Annotated in this window: 23 protein-coding genes and 2 other annotated features; of the genes, 16 read left to right on the plus strand and 7 right to left on the minus strand. The window is 47.7% G+C overall.

Annotated features, from left to right (window positions below):
* Positions 1 to 125 precede the first annotated feature (125 nt).
* From C1A02_RS01715 to purD, 8 genes are all read left to right on the plus strand, one after another.
* Positions 126 to 563 (plus strand): NfeD family protein, encoded by a 438-nt coding sequence (locus C1A02_RS01715; RefSeq protein ID WP_101696473.1) that lies wholly within the window; start codon positions 126 to 128, stop codon positions 561 to 563.
* A 24-nt stretch (positions 564 to 587) separates the two neighbouring features.
* On the plus strand, positions 588 to 1487 hold the full coding sequence (locus C1A02_RS01720) for an SPFH domain-containing protein (protein ID WP_101696474.1): 900 nt from the start codon (positions 588 to 590) through the stop codon (positions 1485 to 1487).
* Between the two features lie 336 nt (positions 1488 to 1823).
* Complete coding sequence (gene purE, locus C1A02_RS01725; RefSeq protein ID WP_101696475.1) at positions 1824 to 2324, plus strand: 5-(carboxyamino)imidazole ribonucleotide mutase; 501 nt, start codon at positions 1824 to 1826, stop codon at positions 2322 to 2324.
* 22 nt (positions 2325 to 2346) lie between these two features.
* Positions 2347 to 3381 (plus strand): phosphoribosylformylglycinamidine cyclo-ligase, encoded by a 1035-nt coding sequence (gene purM, locus C1A02_RS01730; protein WP_101696476.1) that lies wholly within the window; start codon positions 2347 to 2349, stop codon positions 3379 to 3381.
* Positions 3375 to 4025: a phosphoribosylglycinamide formyltransferase gene (gene purN, locus C1A02_RS01735; RefSeq protein WP_101696477.1), complete on the plus strand. Its 651-nt coding sequence runs from the start codon at positions 3375 to 3377 to the stop codon at positions 4023 to 4025. Before purM ends, purN begins: the two co-directional genes overlap by 7 nt.
* Positions 4022 to 4732: an IMP cyclohydrolase gene (locus tag C1A02_RS01740; RefSeq protein ID WP_101696478.1), complete on the plus strand. Its 711-nt coding sequence runs from the start codon at positions 4022 to 4024 to the stop codon at positions 4730 to 4732. The genes purN and C1A02_RS01740 overlap by 4 nt, the downstream gene beginning before the upstream one ends.
* Positions 4733 to 4748: 16 nt before the next feature.
* Complete coding sequence (locus C1A02_RS01745) at positions 4749 to 5921, plus strand: phosphoribosylaminoimidazolecarboxamide formyltransferase (RefSeq protein WP_207204864.1); 1173 nt, start codon at positions 4749 to 4751, stop codon at positions 5919 to 5921.
* Between the two features lie 111 nt (positions 5922 to 6032).
* Positions 6033 to 7292 (plus strand): phosphoribosylamine--glycine ligase, encoded by a 1260-nt coding sequence (gene purD / locus C1A02_RS01750; RefSeq protein WP_101696479.1) that lies wholly within the window; start codon positions 6033 to 6035, stop codon positions 7290 to 7292.
* A 122-nt stretch (positions 7293 to 7414) separates the two neighbouring features.
* Here purD and C1A02_RS01755 read toward each other — a convergent pair whose 3' ends face one another.
* Positions 7415 to 7714, minus strand: coding sequence for a hypothetical protein (locus tag C1A02_RS01755; RefSeq protein ID WP_101696480.1), 300 nt, complete (start codon positions 7712 to 7714; stop codon positions 7415 to 7417).
* A gap of 275 nt (positions 7715 to 7989) precedes the next feature.
* Here C1A02_RS01755 and C1A02_RS01760 point away from each other — a divergent pair, with 275 nt between their 5' ends.
* On the plus strand, positions 7990 to 9417 hold the full coding sequence (locus C1A02_RS01760; protein ID WP_243577883.1) for an MATE family efflux transporter: 1428 nt from the start codon (positions 7990 to 7992) through the stop codon (positions 9415 to 9417).
* A 359-nt stretch (positions 9418 to 9776) separates the two neighbouring features.
* Here C1A02_RS01760 and C1A02_RS01765 read toward each other — a convergent pair whose 3' ends face one another.
* From C1A02_RS01765 to pheS, 3 genes are all read right to left on the minus strand, one after another.
* Positions 9777 to 10022 (minus strand): IreB family regulatory phosphoprotein, encoded by a 246-nt coding sequence (locus C1A02_RS01765; RefSeq protein ID WP_101696481.1) that lies wholly within the window; start codon positions 10020 to 10022, stop codon positions 9777 to 9779.
* 107 nt (positions 10023 to 10129) lie between these two features.
* The gene (gene pheT / locus C1A02_RS01770) at positions 10130 to 12508 is read right to left on the minus strand and encodes a phenylalanine--tRNA ligase subunit beta (protein WP_101696482.1); all 2379 of its coding nucleotides are present in this window, start codon (positions 12506 to 12508) and stop codon (positions 10130 to 10132) included.
* 14 nt (positions 12509 to 12522) lie between these two features.
* Entirely contained in the window at positions 12523 to 13542 is a 1020-nt protein-coding gene (pheS, locus tag C1A02_RS01775; protein WP_101696483.1) for a phenylalanine--tRNA ligase subunit alpha, read from the minus strand.
* A 74-nt stretch (positions 13543 to 13616) separates the two neighbouring features.
* Positions 13617 to 13841: a binding site (T-box leader), on the minus strand.
* 464 nt (positions 13842 to 14305) lie between these two features.
* On the opposite strand from pheS, the gene C1A02_RS01780 reads away from it, so the two are divergent.
* Genes C1A02_RS01780 through C1A02_RS01790 form a run of 3 tightly spaced genes read left to right on the plus strand, consistent with a single transcriptional unit; the run spans position 14306 to position 16968 of the window.
* Entirely contained in the window at positions 14306 to 15904 is a 1599-nt protein-coding gene (locus C1A02_RS01780) for an ABC-F family ATP-binding cassette domain-containing protein (protein WP_101696484.1), read from the plus strand.
* Between the two features lie 15 nt (positions 15905 to 15919).
* Positions 15920 to 16417 (plus strand): YbaK/EbsC family protein, encoded by a 498-nt coding sequence (locus C1A02_RS01785; RefSeq protein WP_101696485.1) that lies wholly within the window; start codon positions 15920 to 15922, stop codon positions 16415 to 16417.
* A complete protein-coding gene (locus C1A02_RS01790) occupies positions 16417 to 16968 on the plus strand; it encodes a CDP-alcohol phosphatidyltransferase family protein (protein ID WP_101696486.1) in 552 nt (183 codons plus the stop codon). Before C1A02_RS01785 ends, C1A02_RS01790 begins: the two co-directional genes overlap by 1 nt.
* A gap of 95 nt (positions 16969 to 17063) precedes the next feature.
* Here the strand turns inward: C1A02_RS01790 and C1A02_RS01795 are convergent, their stop codons facing one another.
* From C1A02_RS01795 to C1A02_RS01805, 3 genes are all read right to left on the minus strand, one after another.
* Positions 17064 to 17489 (minus strand): hypothetical protein, encoded by a 426-nt coding sequence (locus C1A02_RS01795; RefSeq protein WP_101696487.1) that lies wholly within the window; start codon positions 17487 to 17489, stop codon positions 17064 to 17066.
* Positions 17490 to 17808: 319 nt separating this feature from the next.
* Positions 17809 to 19218 (minus strand): glucuronate isomerase, encoded by a 1410-nt coding sequence (gene uxaC, locus C1A02_RS01800; RefSeq protein WP_101696488.1) that lies wholly within the window; start codon positions 19216 to 19218, stop codon positions 17809 to 17811.
* Positions 19219 to 19233: 15 nt separating this feature from the next.
* Positions 19234 to 20229, minus strand: coding sequence for a LacI family DNA-binding transcriptional regulator (locus C1A02_RS01805; protein ID WP_101696489.1), 996 nt, complete (start codon positions 20227 to 20229; stop codon positions 19234 to 19236).
* A 212-nt stretch (positions 20230 to 20441) separates the two neighbouring features.
* On the opposite strand from C1A02_RS01805, the gene C1A02_RS01810 reads away from it, so the two are divergent.
* The 4 genes from C1A02_RS01810 (at position 20442) to C1A02_RS01825 (ending at position 25158) form a co-directional block, all read left to right on the plus strand.
* Positions 20442 to 21917 (plus strand): tagaturonate reductase, encoded by a 1476-nt coding sequence (locus tag C1A02_RS01810; RefSeq protein ID WP_101696490.1) that lies wholly within the window; start codon positions 20442 to 20444, stop codon positions 21915 to 21917.
* 18 nt (positions 21918 to 21935) lie between these two features.
* Positions 21936 to 23420, plus strand: coding sequence for a UxaA family hydrolase (locus tag C1A02_RS01815; RefSeq protein WP_101696491.1), 1485 nt, complete (start codon positions 21936 to 21938; stop codon positions 23418 to 23420).
* 240 nt (positions 23421 to 23660) lie between these two features.
* Positions 23661 to 23726: a sequence feature (sodium ion sensor (DUF1646 type); this cis-regulatory element may regulate processes involved in with the transportation of sodium ions), on the plus strand.
* A 137-nt stretch (positions 23727 to 23863) separates the two neighbouring features.
* Positions 23864 to 24013, plus strand: coding sequence for an OadG family protein (locus tag C1A02_RS01820; RefSeq protein ID WP_101696492.1), 150 nt, complete (start codon positions 23864 to 23866; stop codon positions 24011 to 24013).
* Positions 24014 to 24024: 11 nt separating this feature from the next.
* The gene (locus tag C1A02_RS01825) at positions 24025 to 25158 is read left to right on the plus strand and encodes a sodium ion-translocating decarboxylase subunit beta (RefSeq protein ID WP_101696493.1); all 1134 of its coding nucleotides are present in this window, start codon (positions 24025 to 24027) and stop codon (positions 25156 to 25158) included.
* Positions 25159 to 25589: the final 431 nt, after the last annotated feature.

The following is a 25589-nucleotide window of genomic DNA, read 5'->3' on the forward strand; positions in this document are numbered from 1 at the left end:
ACGAAAATATGGTTTGGATAAATGTGGTATTATTCTTATACAATTTGCATTAAAATTGAATTTATGGTAAACTAAAAAAGTAAAATACGGGAAACAAAGACTCTACTTTCGGGAGGTGTGGAACGATGGAAGCTTATTATCCTTATGTTTGGTTGGCCGTCATTATTGGCGCGGCAATTCTGGAAGCAGTAACGGCTCAATTGGTGTCCATTTGGATGGTGGTTGGCGGCATTGCAGCTTTAATCGCAAACATGGCTGGGGCTCCGTTGGGGGTTCAGCTGGCGATTTTTGTCGGCGTAACCGCTTTAACACTGGCAGCGACACGTCCGCTGGTGAAAAAAATAATAACAGTGAAAAAAGAAGATACCAATGCAGGTAGATATGTGGGAAAAACTGGAATTGTTACCAGTGCAATTGACAATGAAAAGGGACAGGGACAGGTTACGGTAATGGGAAGTATTTGGTCTGCCCGTTCCCATGATGGTTCTGTGATATCGGAAGGAAATAATGTTTTAGTGCTTCGCATTGAAGGAGTTAAGCTGATTGTACAGCCTGAGTCATAAATTATGTAAACAGGAGGTTTTGCTATGGAATGGATTATTTTTTGGATTCTGGTGGCTGTGATACTGGTTGTTATCATCACCAATATCAAAATTGTGCCGCAGGCACATGCATATGTCATTGAACGATTGGGAGCTTATCAGTCAACTTGGACAACGGGGCTTCATTTGAAGATCCCTTTTATTGAGCGTATTTCAAAAAAGGTTTCTTTAAAAGAACAGGTAATTGATTTCCCGCCCCAGCCGGTTATCACCAAAGATAACGTAACCATGCAGATTGATACCGTGGTGTATTTTCAAATTACCGATCCCAAACTGTATGCTTACGGCGTGGAGCGCCCGATTTCTGCAATTGAAAATCTGAGTGCCACCACCTTGCGTAATATCATTGGTGAGTTGGAACTGGATAACACCCTCACATCCCGTGATGTCATTAATACCAAAATCCGCACCATTTTGGATGAGGCAACTGACGCATGGGGCATTAAAGTGAACCGTGTGGAGCTGAAGAATATTCTGCCGCCCCCTGCAATTCAGGATTCGATGGAGAAGCAGATGAAAGCAGAGCGTGAGCGCCGTGCGATTATTCTGGATGCCGAGGGCCAAAAGAGAAGTGCTATTCTGATCGCCGAAGGCCAGAAAGAAGCTGCGGTTTTGGCAGCTGACGGACAGAAGCAGTCTCATATTCTGGAAGCACAAGGTGAGGCACAGGCAATTTTGTCTGTTCAGCGCGCTTTGGCAGACAGCTTGAAGATGCTCAATGAAGCGGCCCCCAGTGACCGAGTTATCGCCCTGAAAAGTTTGGAAGCCTTTGAGAAAGCCGCAGACGGCAAGGCAACCAAGATTATTATTCCGTCTGAAATTCAGTCTTTGGCCGGTTTGGCTACCTCTGTCAAAGAGCTGGTAACAGGCGATTCCAAGAACTAGAATTTGGGTAGCGCAAAATAGACAAAATAAGCAGTATTTCCAGAGGAAGGTCATGATAACCCTACGAAAATATGTTTTTTCGGTCGGCGTCTCTTGCATTTTACTTCTTTTTAACCTAAACTGAAATAGATGAATTATTCAGGATAGGCCGGAGGTAAAGAGCATGACATCAGTTCTGTGGACTTTCATCTGTCTGAAAAAAAGACCTGGGTGTATTGCATTTATCGCTGAATAAAAAACAGACTGCACTATTTTACTGTGCGGTCTGTTTTTGTTTTCTATTTAAAAAACCACATTGATAGGGTTCAGAATGATTTCAAAAAGGAGTGCTGTTAGATGGCGAAAAAAGTAGCGGTTATTATGGGCAGTGACAGTGATTTTGCGGTGGTATCTGCGGCGATTAAGCGGTTAAAAACATATGGCGTGGCTGTGGAGGTTCATGTGATGTCGGCTCATCGAACTCCCCATCAGGCGTCGGAGTTTGCAGAAAATGCTAAAAAAGATGGTTTCGGTGTAATTATCGCGGCGGCAGGCAAGGCCGCGCATTTGGCCGGTGTGCTGGCGGCTCACACCACTTTGCCTGTTATCGGAATTCCCATCAAGTGTTCTACGCTGTCCGGTTTGGACGCGCTTCTTTCCACAGTGCAGATGCCCAGCGGCATTCCTGTGGCTACGGTAGCAATTGACGGTGCGGATAACGCTGCGCTTTTGGCGCTTCAAATATTGGCTTTGTCTGACGACGGCCTTGCGGAAAAATTGGAAACAATGAAAAAGAATATGGCAGAAGAGGTAATGAAAAAGGACGAAGCAATTCAGGCTGCTATCAGCAGTTTGTAACGAAAAGCAGGAGGGGAATTGTATGAAAAGTTTCAGCGAGAGTTATAAGGCGGCCGGTGTGGATGTCACTGCCGGTTATCAGGCGGTAGAGCTGATGAAAAGCCATGTGGCGCGAACCACCACCCCGGGGGTTATTTCTGGGCTGGGCGGCTTTGGCGGAATGTTCCGGCCGGAATTGGCCGGGATGAAAGAGCCTGTTTTGGTTTCTGGTACCGACGGCGTGGGCACCAAACTGCGATTGGCTTTTTTGATGGATCAGCACAATACCATCGGTGTGGACTGCGTTGCCATGTGCGTGAACGACGTGATTTGCGGCGGCGCCCAGCCTTTGTTTTTCCTGGACTATCTGGCGGTGGGCAAAAATCACCCGGAAAAAATTGAGCAGATTGTGGCCGGTGTGGCAGATGGCTGCGTGCAGTCCGGCTGTGCTTTGGTGGGCGGCGAAACGGCAGAAATGCCCGGCTTTTACCCTGAGGACGAATACGATTTGGCCGGCTTTTGTGTGGGAATGGTAGACCGGGAAAAGATCATCGACGGCTCCCGGATGCGCGCTGGCGATGTGATTCTTGGTCTTGGTTCGTCCGGTGTTCATTCCAATGGCTTTTCTTTGGTGCGCAAAGTATTTCGGCTGGAAGAGAGCAATATCGGCCGTTATGTGGAAGAACTGGGGAAAACCTTGGGCGAAGAACTGCTGACCCCCACGAAAATTTATGTAAAATCAATTTTGCAGCTGATCAAAGAATGTGATGTGAAAGCAGTTTCTCATATTACGGGCGGCGGTTTTTATGAAAATATTCCCCGCATGATGAAGAATGGCCTGACCGCCCGGATTGAAAAATCTGCGCTGCCTTCTTTGCCGGTATTCCATTTGCTTCAGTCTGTGGGCAATATTCCCGAGCATGATATGTACAATACCTTTAACATGGGAATCGGCATGTGTCTGGTGGTGTCCCCCGAAGAAGCGGACAAGGCTAAAACGCTGCTGACCGCCGCGGGAGAAACCGTGTATGTGATGGGCCAGGTGGCAGAGGGCACTGAGGGCGTTGTTCTATGCTGAATGTCGTGGTGCTGGTTTCCGGCGGAGGAACCAACTTGCAGGCACTGATTGATGCCGAGCGCCGGGGGGAATTGCACGGGGGCAAAATTGCCTGCGTAATTTCCAGCCGGGAGGACGCTTATGCTTTAACCAGAGCCCGTCAGGCGGATATTCCTTGTGAAGTGCTTTTGCGCCGGGAATTTAAGGATCAAAACGCCTATGACACGGCTTTGCTGGAGCTTTTCAAGCGCCATCAGGCAGATTTGGTAGTGCTGGCCGGCTTTATGACCATCATCGGCGATCGGGTGATTTGTGAATACCGCAATCGGATGATCAATATTCACCCGTCTTTGCTGCCGTCTTTTTGCGGAGAGGGCTATTATGGCCTGCGGGTGCATAAGGCGGTGCTGGAACGGGGTGCCCGTATCACCGGCGCCACGGTTCACTTTGTGAACGAGGTATGTGACGGTGGCCCGATTATCCTGCAAAAAACCGTGGAAGTATTGGATGATGATACACCAGAAAGCTTACAGACGCGGGTGATGGAAGAAGCGGAATGGCACCTTTTGCCCCAGGCGGTTTCTTTATTCTGCCAGGGACAGATTGAAGTTTGCGGAAATCAGGTACGGTGTAAACCAATGGAACAGCAGGAGGACAGCATATGACAATCAAAACGATAGAGCAGGCACTGGCGGGGAATGAATACCCCGGCCGGGGTATTCTGTTGGGCAAAACGCCGGACAATCAGTTTGCCATGCTTTCTTATTTTATTATGGGGCGCAGTGAAAACAGCCGAAACCGCGTTTTTGTGCGGGAAGGGGACGGGCTGCGAACCCAAGCTTTTGATCCGGGCAAGTTGTCCGATCCTTCCCTTATTATCTATTCGCCGGTGCGGGTTCTGGGCTCAGAGCTTATCGTAACCAATGGGGATCAGACCGACACAATATATGAGTATCTGCGTCGGGGAGAAACCTTTGAGGATGCGCTGAGAAGCCGTACCTTTGAACCGGATGTTCCCAATTTTACACCTCGGATCTCCGGTTGGATGGATGCCAGTTCTGCCTTTTCGTATCGGCTTTCTATTTTAAAAAGCGCAGGGGGCAATTCTTCTTCGGTACATCGGATGTTTTTTGAATATGAAACCCCGATTTCGGGTCAGGGGCACCTGATCCATACTTATCGCGGTGACGGTAACCCCATTCCGTCCTTTGAAGGGGAGCCGGTCACAGTGGAAATTCCGCAGGATCTGGAGGAAATGACCCAGCGGATTTGGGATTCCCTGAATGAAGAAAACCGGGTGTCGCTGTTTACCCGCCGCATCTGTTTGGCGGATGGCACGGCTGAAACACGGATTATCAATAAAAATCAATAAGCGGGAGGAGATTCCAATGGAGCTGATGCTGAAATACGGCTGCAATCCCAATCAGAAGCCGTCTCGGATTTTTCGCAAGGACGGCGGGGAACTGCCGGTGACTGTTTTAAACGGAACCCCCGGCTATATCAATTTTCTGGATGCCCTGAATAGCTGGCAGCTGGTAAAGGAGCTGAAGGCGGCTACAGGTTTGCCGGCGGCTGCATCCTTTAAGCATGTGAGCCCCGCCGGTGCGGCGGTGGCGGTTCCGCTGTCGGAGGAACTGAAAAAAAGCTGCTTTGTGGATGATTTGGAGCTTTCCCCCTTGGCATCTGCTTATGCCAGAGCCCGGGGAGCAGACCGGATGTCCTCTTACGGCGACTGGATCGCTTTGTCCGATGAGTGTGACGAGCAGACTGCCCGGCTGATTTTCCGGGAAGTATCCGATGGGATTATTGCACCCGGTTATTCTGCCAAAGCATTAGAGATTTTAAAATCCAAGCGCAAGGGGAAATACAGCGTGGTACAGATCGATGCCTCTTATGCTCCCGTGCCCATTGAGCATAAAGATGTGTTCGGAATTACCTTTGAACAGGGACGAAACGAAGCAGTCATTGACGAGAGCCTTTTGACCCATTTTGTAACTGATATCAGCAGCTTTTCAGAAGAAGCAAAGCGGGATTTGCTGGTGGCGCTGATTACCCTGAAATACACCCAATCCAATTCCGTGTGTTATGCCAAAGATGGACAGGCTATCGGCGTGGGGGCCGGACAGCAGTCTCGCATTCACTGCACTCGTCTGGCAGGGAATAAAGCGGATTTATGGCATCTGCGTCAGCATCCCCGCGTGTTGGAACTGCCCTTTTTGCCGGACATCCGGCGACCGGATCGGGATAACACCATCGACGTATATCTGTCCGACGATGCAGAGGATGTATTGGCAGATGGCATGTGGCAGCAATTTTTTACCCGGTGCCCCGAGTCTTTAAGCCGGGAAGAAAAGCGCCAGTGGCTTTCGCAGGTAACCGGCGTGTCGCTGGGTTCCGATGCATTTTTCCCCTTTGGTGATAATATCGAACGAGCCCATCGCAGCGGTGTGTCTTATATCGCCCAGCCCGGCGGTTCCATTCGAGATGATCATGTAATCCTTACCTGCAACAAATACGGAATTTCCATGGCGTTTACAGGTTTGCGCCTGTTCCACCATTAAACGGCTCGGGTGTTTTTGAGCTTTCTATTACAGAAAAAACATATGAATGGATTTCTATTTTTCTAACATCCGGCAAAGCGGCAGATTTCGCAATAACAGGAGTGTGTGTGAATGAATGTATTGGTAATTGGCGGCGGCGGAAGAGAGCATGCCCTTATCCGCAAGATAAAGGAAAGCCCGCGTTTGAATCAATTGTGGTGTGCGCCCGGCAATGGCGGCATTGCCCGGGACGCACAGTGTGTGGACATTAAGGTTACGGATATTCCCGGTGTGGTGAGTTTTGCAAAGCACAACAAAGTGGACTTGGTCGTGGTCGCACCCGACGATCCGCTGGCAGCCGGCATGGTAGATGCGCTGGAGGCAGAGGGGATTCGAGCCTTTGGCCCGAGAAAAGATGCCGCGCAGATTGAAGCCAGCAAGGTGTTTTCGAAGGATCTGATGAAAAAATACCAGATTCCCACAGCCGGATATGAAGTGTTCACCGACCCGGAACAGGCGCTGACAAAAATCCGGCAGGACAATACTTATCCGGTGGTCATTAAGGCCGATGGGCTTGCTTTGGGCAAAGGTGTGGTTATCGCTCTGGATTATGAGGAAGCGGAGCAGGCAGTTCGCTCGATGATGGAAGATAAAATTTTCGGGGAATCTGGCAGCCGGATTGTTCTGGAAGAATTCCTCACCGGGCCGGAAGTGTCTGTACTGGCTTTTACCGACGGGAAATGTGTGCGCCCCATGGTTTCTTCTAAAGATCACAAGCGGGCGCTGGATGGCGACCAGGGAGCCAATACAGGGGGGATGGGAACCATCAGCCCCAACCCTTACTATGATGAGGAAACGGCCAAGCTGTGTATGGACACCATCTTTCTTCCCACGATACAGGCCATGAATTCGGAGGGGCGTCCCTTTAAAGGCTGCCTGTATTTTGGCCTGATGCTCACACCGAAAGGCCCCCGGGTTATTGAGTATAATGCCCGGTTTGGGGATCCGGAAACTCAGGTGGTTTTGCCCCGGCTTCAGAGTGATCTGTTGGATATTATGGATGCGGTGATTGACGAACGGCTGGAAAAAGCAGAGATTCGCTGGTCTGCCAAATCAGCAGCCTGTGTGGTGATGGCCTCGGGCGGATATCCGGCTCAGTACCGCAAAGGAATTCCCATTTGCGGTTTGTCAGAAGACGGGCAAGTGGAGGGCGCTGTGGTGTATCATGCAGGAACGGCTCTTTCCGGCGGTGAATTTCTTACCAACGGCGGGCGTGTTTTGGGAGTGACCGCCTTGGGCGATACTCTTGACGAAGCTTTAGACAAAGCCTATCGGGCTGTTTCTAACATACAGTTTGAGGGCGCTCATTACCGCAGAGACATTGGAAAATAGAAGAATCAAAACCAAACAGGATGCTGTAACGGCATCCTGTTTCTCCCCGGATTTTAGACACAAAAAGCCGCTGAGTATACTCAGCGGCTTTGATTACGGATATTATTTTTTGAGTTTGGGAATTATTCAGCCAATGCCCTCTGCAGCCAGGCATCTGCAATGTCCATGGCCAGGTACAGACCTTCCTTTTCACTGGACTTTACAATTTGCTTCCGGGAGCGAATGTCGGGGTTGGTATACATCAATTGGATGCTGACCTTATCAGCCACATCCATGTCCAGCACGCGTTTTTTGCTCTTGATTTCTAATTTGACCACGTATTTATCCTTCATGCTTCCGTAATAAATCACATCGCCGCAGCGAACCAGAGGCTTTCCGCGGTATGAGGGGAATTGCGTGGCGGTATCTTTTTCGTTACTCAATCTGATAACCTCCCATCATTCATGCTTTTGAACTAAAATTATAACATAGACAGACATAGAAGTAAAGAAGAATCCGTGTATGGGGGTGCGCTTCAGGCAGGCGCGCTCGTGTATAAAACTTGCTGTTACATTAAAAAGCATCCTGTTTTTATGCTGATTTGACGTCATTTTTGGGCAATAGGCAGGTTGTCTTTGCTGAGAATTGAAGAAAAGCAAAAATAGGTCTATAATACAAGTTTAGGACAAGACATAGAATTTATTCAGGAAGTGAACATATGAAAGCAACTATGGCAGATAAAGTGGAAAATAAAATGGGCACCGCCCCTGTGGGCGGACTGATCGCGGGAATGGCAGTGCCGGCCATGTTCTCGATGCTTGTGCAGGCACTATATAACATTGTAGACAGCTTTTTTGTGGCAAAAATCAGCGAAGAGGCATTGACGGCAGTTTCGCTGGCATTTCCCATTCAGTCGTTGCTGATTGCTTTTGCGGTCGGTACAGGTGTGGGAATTAACTCTTTGGTGTCTCGCCGATTGGGGGAGGGCAGAAAGCAAGAGGCCAACAGTGCCGCAACTCACGGGCTGTTGCTGGGGCTGGTAAACTGGGCTATTTTCGCCCTGTTTGGGCTGTTGTTTTCTCGTCAGTTTATACAGGGGTTTTCAAACGACCCCACGGTAATTGAAGAAGGAGCTCGATTTGTACAGATTGTATGCCTGTTTTCTTTTGGCGTATTTATTGAAATCAATGTGGAAAGAACACTTCAAGCAACCGGCAGAATGATTTATCCGATGATCTTTCAGTTGATCGGTGCGCTGACCAGCTTGATTTTGGACCCGATTTTCATCTTCGGTTGGTTCGGCGTTCCGGCTATGGGTGTTCCCGGCGCTGCAATTGCCAATGTGATTGCCCAGTGCATTGCGATGACAGTTTCGTTGGTGGTTCTTTTAAAGCAAAAACACGAGGTGAAAATTGAATTAAAAGGGTTCCGCCTGGATTTTCACATCATCAAAGATATTTATGCGGTGGGAATCCCCACCATCATTATGCAGTCTATTGCTTCTGTTATGGTAATGGGAATGAATCTGATTCTGGTGCGCTTTACCGAAACAGCGGTGGCTTTGTTTGGTGTCTATTTCAAATTGCAGTCCTTTGTCTTTATGCCAGTGTTTGGTTTGATGCAGGGAGTACTGCCGATTTTGGGTTACAATTACGGCGCCCGAAAGCAAGAAAGAATGACCAAAGCGATTCGAATCGGAATTACGGTCAGTGCGGTTATTATGGCGGTGGGAACGGTTTTGCTTTGGATAATGCCCGGCCGTTTGCTGCTGATTTTTAAAGCGTCTCCCGAAATGCTTCACATTGGTATTCCGGCTTTGCGTATTATCAGTCTTTGCTTTATTCCGGCAGCTTTGGATATAATGTTTAGTACCGTGTTCCAGTCTTTGGGAAAGGGAATTTACAGCTTGGCGCTGTCTTTGCTGCGGCAATTGGTTATTTTGCTGCCGGCGGCGTTCTTGCTTTCTCACCTGAGCCTTACCGCCGTGTGGTATTCTTTCCCCATTGCGGAACTGGGTTCTTTGGCGGCCGGTATCCCGCTGTTTATCTATGTGTATCGCAAGATGATTCAGTCGTTGTCAGGGGAAGGGTCGAAAAGCAGCCCTCTTCCGAAAATGCCGGTGGTAGAAGCTCGCAGTGAGCGGTAAGAGCATATTTTAGCTTTTTTGAGATAAAATGAAATTAAAAATGTCACAAAGGAATCGTAAAAGTTCGAAACCGTAACTCGGATTATTCCGGCTCCATATCCACTTTTGTTGGGTTCTGTTTGGTACAGCCTGATGTTTTGGGGATGTACATTGGCGGGTGCAATTTGGTGTCTTACCGGCTCACAAAGGAAACCCGCAATCTTCACGAACAGGCCTTTGGGCAGTATGCCAAAGGGTTTTCCATTCATCGATTAAAAAAGCAAAAAAATTTAAAACGATAGTATCACAAAAGATAAGAGCAAAACAAAAAACTCGGTGAGCAGCTTTGGTTGCTCACCGAGTTTTTATAATGGATGGGATTATTCTCCCAAATAGGATTTCAACAAAACCTGCATCAGCTCATCCCGATCGATTCTGCGAATCAGGCTTCTGGCGTTATTATGCGCCGTGATATAAGTAGGATCTTCCGAAAGAATGTATCCTACAATTTGATTGATCGGATTATATCCTTTTTCTTTTAACGCATCATAAACCGTGGTCAGAATCGTTTTAATATCCTCTTCGCGGTCACTGGGAAAAGAAAAAGTCATTGTTTTATCGAACATGGATACACCTCCAATATGGTCATCATACAATATTTCACGGCAAAAAACAAGTGGATTTTGTGACAAAAATCGGAATTAATTCTTTCAGTTCTGAAAGGCAAAGTACCTTAAGAACGCAGCAGTGCTCCGATTTTTTCCAGCTCTTGGAAGACTTTTTTCATTACCGAATTGGTTGCTTCTTCATTGAGCGTCCCTTCGCCGGAACGTAAAATCAGGCTGAACGCCACGCTTTTTTTGCCGGACTCAATCTGTTCACCCTTGTAAACATCGAACAGACGCACATTCTCTAAAAGTTTTCCGGCGCCGCGCACAATTGCCTTCTGCAAATCCAGAACGGGAATATCGTCACTGCACAGAAGAGCCAGGTCACGGGTGACCGCCGGGAACTTGGGCAAAGGAGTATAGTGCTTGTCGGCTTGGGTGCAGCAAAACAGCAAGTCCAAATCCAGTGAGAAGCAGTACACGCGTTCATCGATTTCGTAGTTTTCCTGCACTTGGGGATGAATTTCTCCCACCACGCCCAGCCGCTCACCGTTGATGGTCAAAACGGCACAGCGCCCCGGGTGATAGCTGTATTCCTCCGACGAAGCAGCAATGTCCCAATCCTTTACAGACAGGCGATTCAAGAGTTCTTCCACAATTCCCTTAGCAGTGAAGAAATCCGCTTCATTCCCATACATGCCGGCAACCAGCACATTTTTTTCTGTGGGCAGCTCATCGGGTTTTGTGGGGATATATTCCCGGGCCAGCTCAAACAACGCGGCTGCTCCGTTGCGGTTGTTGTAGTTGCGCGACAGAATTTCCAGCATGGAGGGCAGCGCAACCGTGCGCATGATGCTGGTATCTTCGCCCAGCGGGTTCGAGATGGTGACAGACTGGCGCAAGGGGCTTTCTGCAGGCATCCGAATTTTATCGTAATACTTGGGGCTGATAAAGGAATAGGTGGTGATTTCACTTAGGCCCAGTGCTAACAGAGTGGAGTTTACCAAAGCGTCAAATTTCTGACGGGGGCTGTATTGACCCTGAGCGCCGCCGCCTAACGTTTGGCTTGGAATCTTATTATACCCATAAAAACGGGCAATTTCCTCGGCAATGTCTGCCTTGTGTTCCAAATCGGGGCGGAAGGTGGGGATGACCACGGTATCGCCTTCTAAAACACAGCCGATTCGGTTCAGGATTTCTTCCATCTGCTGTGTGGAAATATCGGTGCCAAGGAATCGGTTAATCCAATCGGCTTCCAGCGGAATCCGGCGGGGTTCTGCTGAAAAATTGCCATCCATCAGAACAGCATCCAATACATCACCTGCATCCAGCAGTTCCACCAATTCGCAGGCACGTTCCAACGCGGGCAAGCAGTTGTTTGGATCCAGTCCCTTTTCAAAGCGGGAGGAAGAATCGGTGCGCATGCCCAAATCTTTGGCGGTCAAACGAACCGAGGCTGCGTCAAAGCAAGCAGACTCAAACACAATGGTCTGGGTGTCGTCCATAATGCCGCTGTATTCTCCACCCATCACTCCTGCCACAGCCACGGGTTTTGCCGCGTCGGCAATCACCAGATTGCTGTTTTGCAGTTTGCGCTCCACGCCGTCCAGCGTGGTGATGGTTTCGCCGTCTTTTGCGCGCCGTACCCGAATTTTTCCCTGCTCGATAAAACGCAGGTCAAAGGCGTGCATGGGCTGGCCATATTCCAGCATCACATAGTTGGTGATGTCTACAATGTTGTTGATGGGGCGAACACCCATCACGCGCAGACGCTCGCGCAGCCAACGGGGAGAAGGCTTAACCCGCACATTTTTCACAATGCGCGCGCTGTAAACCGAGCATAAATCTTTGGCTTCGATGGCCACGTCCAGCATTTCTTTGCAGCTGCCATGCCCAGCTTTTACTTGGGGCGTATGCAACGTCAGGGGGTTTTCAAACGTAGCTGACACTTCTCGGGCCAGTCCGATCACAGAAAAGCAGTCGGGCCGGTTCGAGGTGATTTCAAATTCCACCTGGGTGTCGTTCAGGCCGATGGCGTCCTGAATTCGATCGCCGGGCTTGCAATCTTCCTGTAATACAAAAATGCCGTCTTCTATGGCATAGGGGAAGTCATTAACAGTCAGTTCCAATTCGCTTAGGGAGCACATCATGCCATAGCTTTCCACACCGCGCAGCTTGCCCTTTTTGATTTTCACGCCGCCCGGCAAGGTGGAGCCGTGCAGAGCTGCGGGAACCAAATCGCCCTCTTTCAGGTTTTGTGCCCCGGTGACAATCTGAATCGGCTCTTCCGCCCCGGTGTCCACAGAGCAGATCAGCAGATGATCCGAATCCGGGTGGGGGGTAATGGTCAGCACTTTTCCCACAACCACTTTATCGATGTTTTCGCCTTCGGTATGATATTCTTCCACCTTGGAGCCCGCAATGGTAACCGCCTCTGCAAAATCACGCAGGGGCATCGGGTCCAGTTTTACAAATTCCTGTAACCATTTCATAGATAGATTCATAATCGGCTCACCTCCTAAAACTGCTTTAAGAATCGAATGTCGTTTTCAAAGAACAAACGCAGATCGTCAATGTTATAGCGGCGCATGACTACACGCTCGAGTCCCATGCCCAGCGCAAAGCCACTGTATTCTTCGGGGTCAATGCCGCAGTTTTTCAGCACTTTGGGGTGTACCATGCCGCAGCCCAGAATTTCAATCCAGCCCTCGCCTTTGCACAGGCGGCAGCCTTCGCCGTGGCAGCTGAAACACTGCACGTCCACTTCAGCGGAAGGTTCGGTAAAGGGGAAGTGGTGGGGGCGGAAGCGCACCACGGAATCCTCGCCGTACAGGCGTTTTACGAAGGTTTCCAAAGTGTCTTTCAGGTTGGCAAAGGTAATTCCTTTGTCTACCACCAATCCCTCAATCTGATGAAACAGGGGGGAATGGGTGGCGTCCACCGCGTCGGAGCGGTAAACCCGGCCGGGGGAAATAATGCGGATGGGGGGCTTTTGCTTTTCCATCACACGCACCTGCACCGGGGAAGTCTGCGTGCGCAGCACGATATTTTCGTTGATATAAAACGTGTCCTGTGTATCACGAGCCGGGTGGTTTTTGGGCATGTTCAGTGCCTCAAAATTGTAGTAATCCGATTCCACTTCGGGGCCGTCTGCAATCTCAAAGCCCATGCCGACAAAAATCTCTTTGATTTCATCCAGAACAATGGTCAGCGGATGCTTGGCGCCGATTTCATGCCGTTTGCCGGGCAATGTGACGTCCAGACGCTCTTGCTCCAAGCGCTTTTGGGTTTCCTGTTCCTTCAGCTCAGTGGCGCGTTTGGTCAAATCCTCTTCAATCAGGGCACGCACCTGATTTGCCAGCTGTCCAATGACCGGGCGCTCTTCGGCAGAAAGGCCGCCCATCTGCTTTAAGATAGAAGTCAGTTCTCCTTTTTTGCCCAGATATTTGACCCGAATTGTTTCCAGCACCTGCTGCCCTTTGGCCCCTGCCAGTTCCTTTACCGCGCTGTCGCGGATGGCTTCCAGCTGTTGCTTCATGAATCTTCTTCCTTTCGGTATCGTTTTAGAAGGGTATACTATCCCCGGAAAATAAAAAAAGCCCTCGCCCCAGAAAAAGGGACGAAGACAAAAGCTCCGCGGTACCACCCTAATTTTTGAAAAATCAAACGCTTTTTGGCCGATAACGGTGCCTGCCGTCGCTGCCTACTTTTGTTCTTTCAGCTGCGCCGCTCCAAAGGGAACTTCCCCCGCTTCATTCCGCAAGCATGCTTTCAGCCCGTGACATGCTCTCTCTGGCCGGTGAGGGACAGGGTACTTTCCTTTTTCCTCGCGTTATTCTTCTATTCAATATATCATGTTATTTGGCTTTTTTCAAGGGGCAAAAACTTGCTGTTTTGCACAAGTCCTGTGGCGGAAAGTGTAGTGGATTCGGTGCTCATGCCGAATATGGAAAGAATATTTTGATTCCTGTCAAATTTATGATAGAATAAAGAACTATATGGCACAGAATATGCGGGGACATCTCTCGCGCTGGAAATGGCGAGTTGTGCGGCGGTTCTTTGGACAAACTATTTTGTCTTTTGAAAAGCTGTTTTGCAAAAGAAAGCGGCATATCGAAACCGATGGGTTGCCTGATTGCATAAACAACAAGAGTCTCGGGTACCCCATTGGCAATCTTATATAGATTGTGCTTGTGGGTTACGATTCTTAACTTTGCGGCATTTGCCTGCTGCGTGAATTTGTCAAAGCCTGTGCTGATGGGTGATTACCCGCATTGAATTGCAACGGAGGAAACGATAATATGATTACAGTATCCGAATTGAGTCTGGGCTTTAACGGACAGAACTTATTTTCTAATGTGAACCTGCTGTTCACCGCCGGAAATTGTTACGGAGTCATCGGCGCCAACGGCGCGGGAAAATCCACATTTTTAAAGATTCTGTCGGGCGAGCTGGAAGCGAGCAAGGGCGAAGTGATTATTGACCCCAAGCTGCGCATGTCGGTGCTCAAGCAGGATCACTTTGCGTTTGACGCCTTTACGGTGTTTGACACGATTTTGCAGGGGAATCCGCGTCTTTATGAGGTGTCGAAACAAAAGGACGCCCTGTATGCCAAAGAGGATTTTTCTGAGGAAGACGGCAATATTGCGGCGGAACTGGAAGCCGAATTTGCAGAGATGAACGGCTGGGATGCCGAAACCGAGGCGGGCAAGAGTTTGCAGGGTCTGGGGCTTTCGGTGGATTTGCTGCATTCCCCGATGAGCGCTTTGTCAGAAATGGAAAAGGTGAAAATTTTGCTGGCGCAGGCTTTGTTCGGCCAGCCGGATATCATTCTTTTGGATGAGCCTACCAACGGTTTGGATTTGCCCTCGATTAACTGGCTGGAAGACTTTTTGATGGATTATATGGGAACCGTTATCGTGGTATCTCATGATCGTCATTTCCTGAACGATATCTGCACTCACATTGTGGACATCGACTATACTAAAATTCGCATGTATGTGGGTAACTATGATTTCTGGTACGAATCCAGCCAGCTGGTTCAGCGGGTTCTGCGCGATCAGAATAAAAAGAACGAAGAAAAGATCAAAGAGCTGCAAAGCTTTATTCAGCGCTTTTCCGCCAACAAATCCAAGTCCCGCCAGGCTACTTCCAGAAAGAAGCTGCTGGACAAGATTACGGTGGAGGAAATGCCTGCTTCTTCCCGCCGGTACCCCTATGTGGGCTTTACAATGGATCGTGAGCCCGGCAAAGAGATTCTGACGGTAGAAGGTTTGAGCAAAACCGTAGACGGTGTTAAAGTGCTGGACAATGTGTCTTTCCGGATAAATAAGGGCGACAAAATTGCCTTTATCGGGGAAAGTGACATTGCCGTTACCACCTTGTTTAAAATCCTGATGGAAGAACTGGAGCCGGACGAGGGCAGCTTTAAATGGGGCGTCAGTACCAGCCAGTCTTATTTTCCCCAGGATAACTCAGAATACTTCAACGATTGCGATTTAAGCATTTTAAGATGGCTGGAACAGTATTCCAAAGATACCACCGAAACATATCTGCGCGGCTTTTTGGGCAAGATGCTGTTTTCCGGTGAGGATGTATTAAAGCCTGTAAATGTACTGTCCGGTGGAGAAAAGGTGCGCTGCATGTTGTCCCGCATGATGATGTTTGGTTCTAACGTGTTGGTGCTGGATCAACCCACAAATCATTTGGATTTGGAATCCATCACAGCAGTCAATAACGGCATGATCGAGTTTAAGGGTGTTCTTTTGTTTGCATCCCACGATCATCAGTTTGTGCAGACGGTGGCCAACCGTATCATTGAGATTCTGCCGGAAGACGGTGTGTTTGACCGGATGACCACCTATGAAGAGTATTTGGAGCTGAAAGCGCAGCGCCAGTAACAGGGGGAGTCTTTCATGTCAACGGAGAAAGTTCGGGAATATTTGAAACAGTTTGGCAAGCAGGATGCAGTGCAGGAGTTTGATGTGTCCAGTGCTACAGTGGAACTGGCGGCTCAGGCTTTGGGTGTAGAGCCTGCCCGGATTGCCAAAACGATTTCTTTAATGGGAAAAGAAGGCTGTGTTTTGATTGTGGCGGCCGGGGATGGAAAAATCGATGGCAGCCGTTTTAAAAAGACCTTTGGGTTAAAAGCCAAGATGCTGAATCCGGAAGAAACCGAAGAACTGACCGGTTATCGGGTAGGGGGGATCTGCCCTTTTGCTAATCCCGAGGGGGCTAAGGTGTATCTGGATGAATCCCTGCGCCGGTTTCAAACGATATTCCCGGCCTGCGGAACCTCAAATTCTGCGGTGGAGATGACTTGTGAAGAACTGGAACAGTGTGCGCGCAGCCAAGGATGGGTCGATGTCTGCAAAGGCTGGCGGGAAGACAGCACCGAACGGTGTGAATCGTAATGAGATGGATTCGGCATTTGCCGAATCTTCTTACTTTGCTGCGAATGATTCTTTGTGTACCGCTATTGCTGGTTGAGCCTTTGTCGGCTAGATTTTTTCTTCTGTACAGCTTGGCTGGCATCAGCGATATGTTGGACGGAGCCATTGCCCGAAAAGCAAAGTGCACCAGCGAGCGGGGCGCAGCTTTAGACAGCGCGGCGGATGCCTTGCTGATTGGCGTGGTGCTTTTCCTTTTCATCCCGGTTCTTTCGGTTCCGGTGTGGATGTTGGTTTGGATTGTCTGCATTTTGCTAATTCGCCTTTTTGCACTGGCTATTGGGTTTTATCGGTTTCAAAGTTTGGCTTTCCTTCACACTTATGCCAATAAAGCTACGGGGCTTTTACTGTTCTGTTTCCCTTTTTTCTATTACTTTTTGAATTTAGGCAGAACGGGGGCCTTTCTTTGCGCCGTTGCAACGCTCTCTGCTTTAGAGGAATTGGCGATTCAGGCCACATCCCCAAAGCTGAACCGGAACGCAAAAAGCCTTTTTGAAAAGAATAAGCGGTTATAATACCGATGATAAAGATCCGAAGAAATTAAATAAGCAATAAAAAAATCGGCCGAAAATACTCGGCCGATTTTTTGTGTAAATATTATGGATTTTCTTTATCCGATTTCTTCAAACTTCTCTTGAAGAAAATCAATGGCGTCTTTCATTTTGCCTGAAATCTCCATTTCTTCTCGGGACAAAAGTAAAATATTTACCGTACATGCTTCATTTAAAAGCTGTATTGCATTTTGCAGTGCGGTTTGTGTCCGCTGTTTAAAATCTTCTTTGGGCAGCGAAGCCGTGCTTTCAATCCGCTGTAGCATTTGCTGATATACCCCCCGTTTGGGGCTGATAAATCTTCCGCTGCCGTCATTGAGCATATCATAGATTGCTCCGCTGATCATACCCGGTGTAAAAACGGTTGTGGTGTGTTTTTGCAAATAGCTGCGGATTTCATCTTTCGTGTGTTCTTCGCCATCTTTTAACAGCTCGATGGTATGGTAGCGGATTTCTTCCGCGTTGGATTTAAATTGATTGCTCATAGCAACTGCCCTCCCCAAAAATTCAATAATTCGAACTTTAATGAATTAATCATACTTTTATTTTGTTATTTTGTCAAGGAAAAATAGCAGATTCTATTTGCAAAAAAATGAGAAGAGGCAAGCAGATTTGTTTCTGCTTGCCTCTTCATTTGCCATGTATGCTTTCGCAATGTTAGGAGGGATGAATTTCGTTCCAAAGAACGAGGAATTCTTATCTGAAAAGAGTTCATTTCTTGAAAAAAATCGACGGTTATCCGGAAGCGATTTGGCAGTGTATTTACACTGGAATCGAGTATTTCAGAATACTTTTGCTTGTTTTTTAGCAGTCAAAGCCAAAATAACGATTGGTATTGTGAAAAGAAATGTCCTGCACCATTTTGCCCAAGTATTCGATGTCGTCCGGATATTCGCCGTTTTCTACCCAAGTGCCAATCAGGTTGCACAGAATCCGACGGAAATACTCGTGGCGGGTATACGACAAAAAGCTTCTGGAATCGGTCAGCATTCCTGTAAAGGTGCCAAGAACGCCCAGATTCGCCAGATTCACCATTTGGTCAATCATCCCAGTTTTGGTGTCGTTAAACCACCAGGCAGAACCTTGCTGCAGCTGTCCGGGAGCTAATGTCCCCTGGAAGCAGCCTAAAATAGAGCCGACAACAGCATTATCCACGGGGTTCAGGGGATAGATGATGGTTTTGGGGAGCTCGCCGGTTTTATTTAGTTCATTCAGGAACTGAACGGTGCTGTCTGCGCAAAAATGAGTGCCGATGCAGTCAAACCCGGTGTCTGCCCCAAGGCGCTGGAACATGGCATCGTTGGTGTTGCGCAACGCCCCATAGTGCAGTTCCATTACCCAGCCCAGTTTGGCATATTTTCTGCCCACAAACAGCAGAATTGCATATTTATATTTGTTGACTTCTTCCTGCGTCAAAGATTCACCGGCCAGACCCTTTTGCAGGACGGCATCCAGTTCTTCTTCCGAAGCCGGGTTATAGATGAGATAGTCCAAACCGTGATCAGAAGCCCGGCAGCCCATGCGATTGAAGAATTCCATGCGCTTTTCCAGTGCTGCTTTCACGTCTGCAATGTTCTTTATCGATACGCCGCTGACTATTTCCAGCTGTTTCATATAGTCGCTAAAGCCTGCTTTGTTGATGTTCATTACTTTGTCGGGGCGCCATGCAGGAACCACTTTTACATCAAAAGTAGGGTCATCTTTTAGTTTCTGGTGCCATTCCAAAGAGTCAATGGGATCATCCGTGGTAGCAATGGCTTTTACATTGGACTGTTTGATCAGACCGCGAACGCTCATGCCGTCTTCCTGCAGCTTTTGATTGCACAGGTTCCAGACTTCTTCGGCGGTGTCTGCATTCAAAACGCCGTAATAGCCAAAATAACGCTGCAGTTCTAAATGAGTCCAGTGATACAGGGGATTACCAATGGCCCGGGGCAGGCACTCGGCAAATTTTTGGAATTTTTCGCGGTCAGTGCTTTTGCTGCCGGTGATGAACTCTTCATCCACCCCGCAGGAACGAATCAGCCGCCATTTGTAATGGTCGCCGCCCAGCCATACCTGAGTAATATTTTCAAATTTACGGTTTTCGGCAATCTCCTGCGGATTAATATGGCAGTGATAGTCAATCACCGGCATTTTGCTGGCGTAATCGTGAAACAGCGTTTTTGCTGTTTCATTGGACAGCAGAAAATCTTGATCCATAAATTTTTTCATTTTCCAGTCCTCCAATTATGATTCTTTTGTTATTTGAAAGGTATCTTGTTGCACCAATTTTGCAGAAATAACCATTTTTTGCGGAACGCTTTTTTTGGCAAGAATTCCGGTTAACATATTGATAGCGGCGGGGCAAAGGGTGTCAAGCATATTGTCCACGGTGGTAAGGGCAGGGGAACTGCACTGGGCCAAAATAGAATTATTAAACCCAATCACAGGCATGGTCTGCTTTTTTTCTTCTAATGCTTTCAGGGCTCCGACAGCCAGAAGATCCTCTGAAGTCATGATAGCATCAAATTTTATTTTTCTTTCCATCAGATCCACCACACAGTCCTTTACTTCTGCAATGGATTTTGGAACCTGCACCATTAAATTTTCCTGAAAAGGCAGATTGCACCGCCTTAATCCCGCTTTATAGCCGTTTATTTTGGAACAGCCGCTGTAAGTTAAGGTGTCGTATAAATACAGGATATTCGTATATCCTTGTTTTTGAAGAAGAAAAACGTTGTCAGAAACGGCTGCTTCTTCATCGCAATAAACACAATAGGTGTTGGGCAGCTCCACCAGGCCGTTAATAATAATGACCGGCACCTGTTTTGCTGCATTTTCAATGTGTGAGTTATCCACATTTTCTTTAAAGGCAGAGCCGATTAAAATCACCGCATCCACCCGTTTGGCCAAAAGCAGTTCCAAATATTTTTTCTTGTTTTCCAAATCGTTTCCGGTGCAGCACAGCAGTGCATCAAATCCCTGCTGGCGCAAAAGCCCTTCCACCAAAGACACCGCTTTGGCGTAAAAGGTATCCGAAATATCTGTGCACAATATCCCGATGATTTTCATGGTGTTCAAATTTAGCCCTCGGGCAAATGCATTGGGGGTGTATTCTTCTGCACGAATGATTTCCATTACTTTGTCCCGGGTTACGGCGCTTACATTGGGACTGCCGTTGAGTACCCGTGACACTGTGGCGATGGAAACGCCGCTGCGTTCTGCAATATCATAAATATTCATAAAACAGGGTACCACCTCTTTTTTGTAAGTGCTTACAATTGAGTATATCCCTTTTTGTTGAAAAAATCAAGAAGTTTTTCGAAAAAATTAGCATTTTTAAGAGCTGTATTGAATATTTATGAGGATTCAAGAAAACTCTATTGACATTTACTCTTGGAATGATACAATGTTAAATGTAAGCACTTACATCACAAAAAGGAGCATTTTTTGCTATGAAACAAATTCATGAGATTCATTCGCGCACACCTCGTGATATAAAGGTGATACAGTTTGGGGAAGGTAATTTTTTAAGAGCCTTTGTGGATTATTTTATTGATATCGCCAATGAAAAAGGTGTTTTTAACGGCGATGTGGCGGTTGTAAAACCGATTTCTTTCGGCAATCTGGACCGGTTCCGTAAGCAGGACAACCTGTATACGGTTTCTTTGCGGGGCAGGATGAATGGCGAGCCTTATGTGGAAAACCGGGTGGTTACCTGCATTAGACAAACTGTGGATGCGTATGAGCAATATGAAGAATATACCGCTTTGGCAAAGCTTCCGTCTTTGCGGTTTGTGGTGTCCAATACCACCGAGGCCGGTATTGTTTATGATGAAACCGACTGTTTCGAGCTGACCCCGCCCAACACTTACCCGGGCAAGCTGACGAAATTTTTATACGAACGTTATCAGGCCTTTGATGGTGCGGCTGAGAAAGGTTTGATTATTCTGCCGGTGGAATTGATTGAAAATAACGGCGGCAAGTTGCGTGACTGTGTGAATCAGCTGATTGCCCTGTGGAAGTTGGGGGATGCGTTCCAAAGCTGGGTAGCAGAAAACTGCGTGTTCTGCAGCACTTTGGTGGATCGCATTGTCAGCGGTTACCCCAGAGATGAAGCGGAGAAAATCTGCAAAGAAGAATTGGGGTATCAGGATGAACTGCTGGATGCTGGCGAACCCTTTGCATTGTGGGTGATTGAGAGCGATAAGGATATTTCTGGGGAACTTCCGCTGGATGAATTGGGCAAAAACGGGATGGAAGTGATCTTTACCAATGATCAAAAGCCTTATCGCGAAAGAAAAGTCCGTATTTTGAACGGTGCTCATACTTCTTGTGTTCTGGCGGCCTATTTAACAGGCAAAAATATTGTGCGGGACGCCATGCAAGACAAGCTTTGCCGCACTTTAATGGAGCGAATTGTCTTTGACGAAATTGTTCCCACGGTCAAGCTGCCCAAAGAGCAAGCGGTAGCTTTTGCCAATTCGGTTCTGGAGCGATTTGACAATCCTTTTGTGGATCACGAAATCCTCTCCATTGCCCTGAACTCCGTTTCAAAGTGGAAATCCAGAATTCTGCCCACCTTCCGGGATCAGTATGAACAGACCAAAACACTGCCCAAGCACCTGACCTTCTCCTTTGCGGCGCTTTTGGCTTTCTATACTTCTGACACTATGGAAGACGGAATGATGGTGGGGGATCGAAACGGCCAGCCCTATCACATCAAAGACGATGAGTCGGTGATGGAATTCTTTCAGAAAAACAGCAAAAAAACGGCTTCGGAATATGTTCAGGCAGCGGCCTCTCACCAGGAATTCTGGGGAGAGGACTTGACACAGTACCATGGATTTGCCCCTATGGTGACTGATTATTTGGAGGACATCCGTGCCAATGGGATGACGTCTGCCATTGAAAAGCTGCTGGCAAAATAAAAGGTTGGAGGCTTTTTTATGAAACAGTTTTATAAAATTAACCCCAAGGATACTGTGATTGTTGCCTTGCAGCCGATTCCCGCGGGAACGGTGCTGCAAGTAGAAGAAAAAGAGTTAAAAGTAATTTCTGATATTCCCCCCGGACATAAAATCGCCTTGGGAGATATTGCACAGGGGGATCCGATTATCAAATACGGTTTCCCCATTGGTACCGCTGCGCACCCCATTGCACAGGGGGAGTGGATTCATACACACAACGTGAAAACGACTTTGGGCGATCTGTTGGATTATACCTATACCCCGGATTTTCATGAGCTGGAGGCCATTGCGCCAAAAAGCTTTCAGGGATATCGGCGCCATGACGGCAAAGTGGGCATCCGAAACGAGGTTTGGATTGTTCCCACCGTTGGTTGTGTCAACGCCATTGTAAAGGCGATTGAACTGGAATCCCAGCAGTTTTTAATCCCGGAATTGGACGGAATCTTCTGTTATACCCATCCCTATGGCTGTTCTCAGCTTTCTGAAGATCATACCAATACGCAGCTGGCACTGGCGGGAATGGTTCGCCACCCCAATGCCGGTGCGGTGTTGGTGGTGGGCCTGGGCTGCGAAAATAATACCATGGAACAGATGAAATCCATTTTGGGCGACTATGATTCGGATCGTGTGAAGTTTTTGGTCTGTCAGGAGCACGAGGACGAAATAGCGGAAGGCATTAAGTTGATGGAAGAGCTTTGCCGTTTTGCTTCTCAATTCCACCGGGAGGAATGCAGCGTTTCTGACTTGGTGATCGGCCTGAAATGCGGCGGATCCGACGGGTTTTCCGGCATTACCGCCAACCCCTTGGTGGGTGCGTTTTCTGACTTGCTGGTTTCTCAAGGCGGAACCAGCATCTTAACCGAAGTGCCCGAAATGTTTGGTGCAGAAACCATTTTGATGAATCGCAGCAAAGACCGTCAGACTTTTGAAAAGACGGTGGATTTGATTAATAACTTTAAAAAATATTTTATGCGTTATGGGGAAGAGATCGACTCTAACCCGTCCCCCGGCAATAAAGCGGGTGGTATCACAACGCTGGAGGACAAGTCTTTGGGGTGCATCCAAAAGGGCGGCACAGCCAAGGTGGTGGATGTGCTGGGTTATGGTCAGGCAGTCACACAAAAGGGACTGAACCTGCTTCAGGCCCCCGGCAATGATCTGGTGGCTTCTACGGCTCTGGCAATTTCCGGTGCGCATATGGTGCTGTTTACCACAGGGCGGGGAACTCCCTTTGCCTGTCCGGTTCCCACTGTCAAAATTTCCAGCAATACGGCGCTCAGCCAGAAAAAATCTGGCTGGATTGACTTTAACGCCGGCCAGCTTTTGGAAGGCCGGTCTATGAAAGAGGTTGCCGGGGAATTCTTTAATTTTGTGGTAGATGTAGCTTCCGGTGTTTCACAGGCGAAGTCTGAATCGCTGGACAAACGAGATTTGCCGATTTTTAAAGACGGCGTAACCTTGTAATTCTTTTGCTTTTATCCATTCCCTTCTAAGAGGCGTTTCTGTATTGCAGAAGCGCCTCTTTTTGCCCCTCAACAATAGAAATTAAAAGTTTTAACTATTTTAAAAAGACAAGGATTTAAAATCATATGAATGGTATAAAAAACGAATTTATTTCGGATTCGACAAAATTTTTGTTTTAATGGCTTGACTTTTCTGACAAAGAGGGTTATAATGCAAGTAAATTAAATAGTGATTGTTACCGGTTGGGCAGGCGTTCGAAATATGAATTCCTGTTTTCAAGATTTTGAGCTTTAAGGGTGGGAAGCTTCTGAAAGGAAGCTTGTCCCCCTTTTTTTGTCGTCTTTTTCCGGTAAGCTCCTTTCAGCGGGCAACAACCATCGTTTGGCTTGATATCGGCATTCTACAGCTGGTTAAATGACATCAAGTGAAATGGAGGGGTTAAAATGACTGTTGCAGAAGCTGCTTTGGTCGGTCTTTTTTGTATGTCGCTTGTATTTTCTATTCTGGCGGTCCTGTATTTCCTGATCCGCATTTTTACGGTGGGAATTCAGCGAATTGAAAACAAACGCACCAAAAATTCAGATCAGAGATAGGAGGAAGAACGTTGTTTATTGAAGCGATTAAAACGCTTGTTCAGGATTCTGGCTTTGCTGCCTTGACTTGGCAAAGCGGTGTTATGATTTTATTGTCCTTAATTCTAATTTATTTGGCCATTGTCAAGAAATTTGAGCCGTTGTTGTTATTGCCCATTGCTTTTGGTATGCTGCTGATTAACCTGCCGATTACCGGGTTGATGACCGGGCCGGTAGACGGACAGGCCGGCGGTCTTCTTTACTACTTATATCAGGGCGTGAAACTGGGAATTTATCCTTCCCTTATTTTTCTTGGTATCGGCACGATGACCGACTTTGGTCCTTTGATTGCCCGCCCCAGCAGTTTGTTTTTAGGGGCCGGCGCACAGTTTGGTATTGTCATTGCCTTTGTTGTGGCAATTGCACTGGGCTTTACTCCTCAAGAGGCGGCTTCCATCGGAATTATCGGCGGAGCCGACGGCCCCACGGCGATTTATTTAACCTCAAAATTGGCGCCGGAATTGCTGCCTTCCATTGCCATTGCGGCATACTCTTACATGGCACTGATTCCGTTGATTCAACCGCCGCTGATGCGCGCTTTAACCACTAAGAAAGAGCGCGAAATTAAAATGACCCAGCTGCGGGAAGTGTCAAAAGTTGAGAAAGTTTGTTTCCCTATTATGGTTTCCATTCTTTGCATTCTGTTGCTGCCTTCTGTGGCTCCGCTGATTGGTATGCTGATGCTGGGTAACTTGTTTAAAGAGTCCGGCGTAACAGAGCGCCTGTCCAGCACTGCTCAGAACGGCCTGATTAACGTTGTGACCATTTTCCTGGGCGTTACCGTTGGTGCAACTGCAACCGCAGAGCAGTTCCTGAGCCCCGCTACCTTGAAGATTGTGGTTTTGGGCTTGATGGCATTTGCTTTCAGTACCGTTGGCGGACTGCTTTTGGGTAAGCTGATGTGTTTCTTGTCCGGTGGGAAAATCAATCCCCTCATTGGTTCCGCGGGTGTTTCCGCAGTTCCCATGGCAGCCCGGGTTTCTCAGGTAGAAGGCCAAAAGGCCAACCCCGGAAACTATCTTTTGATGCATGCAATGGGCCCCAATGTGGCGGGTGTTATCGGTTCGGCGGTTGCTGCCGGTATCCTGCTGTCTTTGTTCCAATAAGTTTATAAGATCCTTTTGAAATATTTATTTTCCATGCTAGGGAGAGAGAAAAGACGTTCGGTCTTTTCTCTTTGTCCCATTTCTGGAAAAGATGATAAATAGCAAAAATATGGCAGGCAAGCTGCAAAAAACGACGCTGAAAAAGAGCGTCGTTTTTTTATCTATCCTTTACTTTTTATGGATAATGTTATACTATTTAAGAGTAAATATAGCTGTTTTAATGAAAGAAGCAAAAGTGAAATGGAGGACGTGTTATCGTGCCCACCCCGCACAACGGAGTAAAAACGGTGTTAATGCCTGAAAAACTGTTGTGAAAAACCTTTATCGCGGAAACCGCTCGAAACATCTGATTTTCTTTCATATCATAAGAAATCTTCTGGGCAGTTTTTTGTGCAGCCAAAAACAAATTCACTGAATTCTGGTTTGCAAAG

The organism is Clostridium minihomine, assembly GCF_900240385.1.
GTDB lineage: Bacteria > Bacillota > Clostridia > Oscillospirales > Acutalibacteraceae > Faecalispora > Faecalispora minihomine.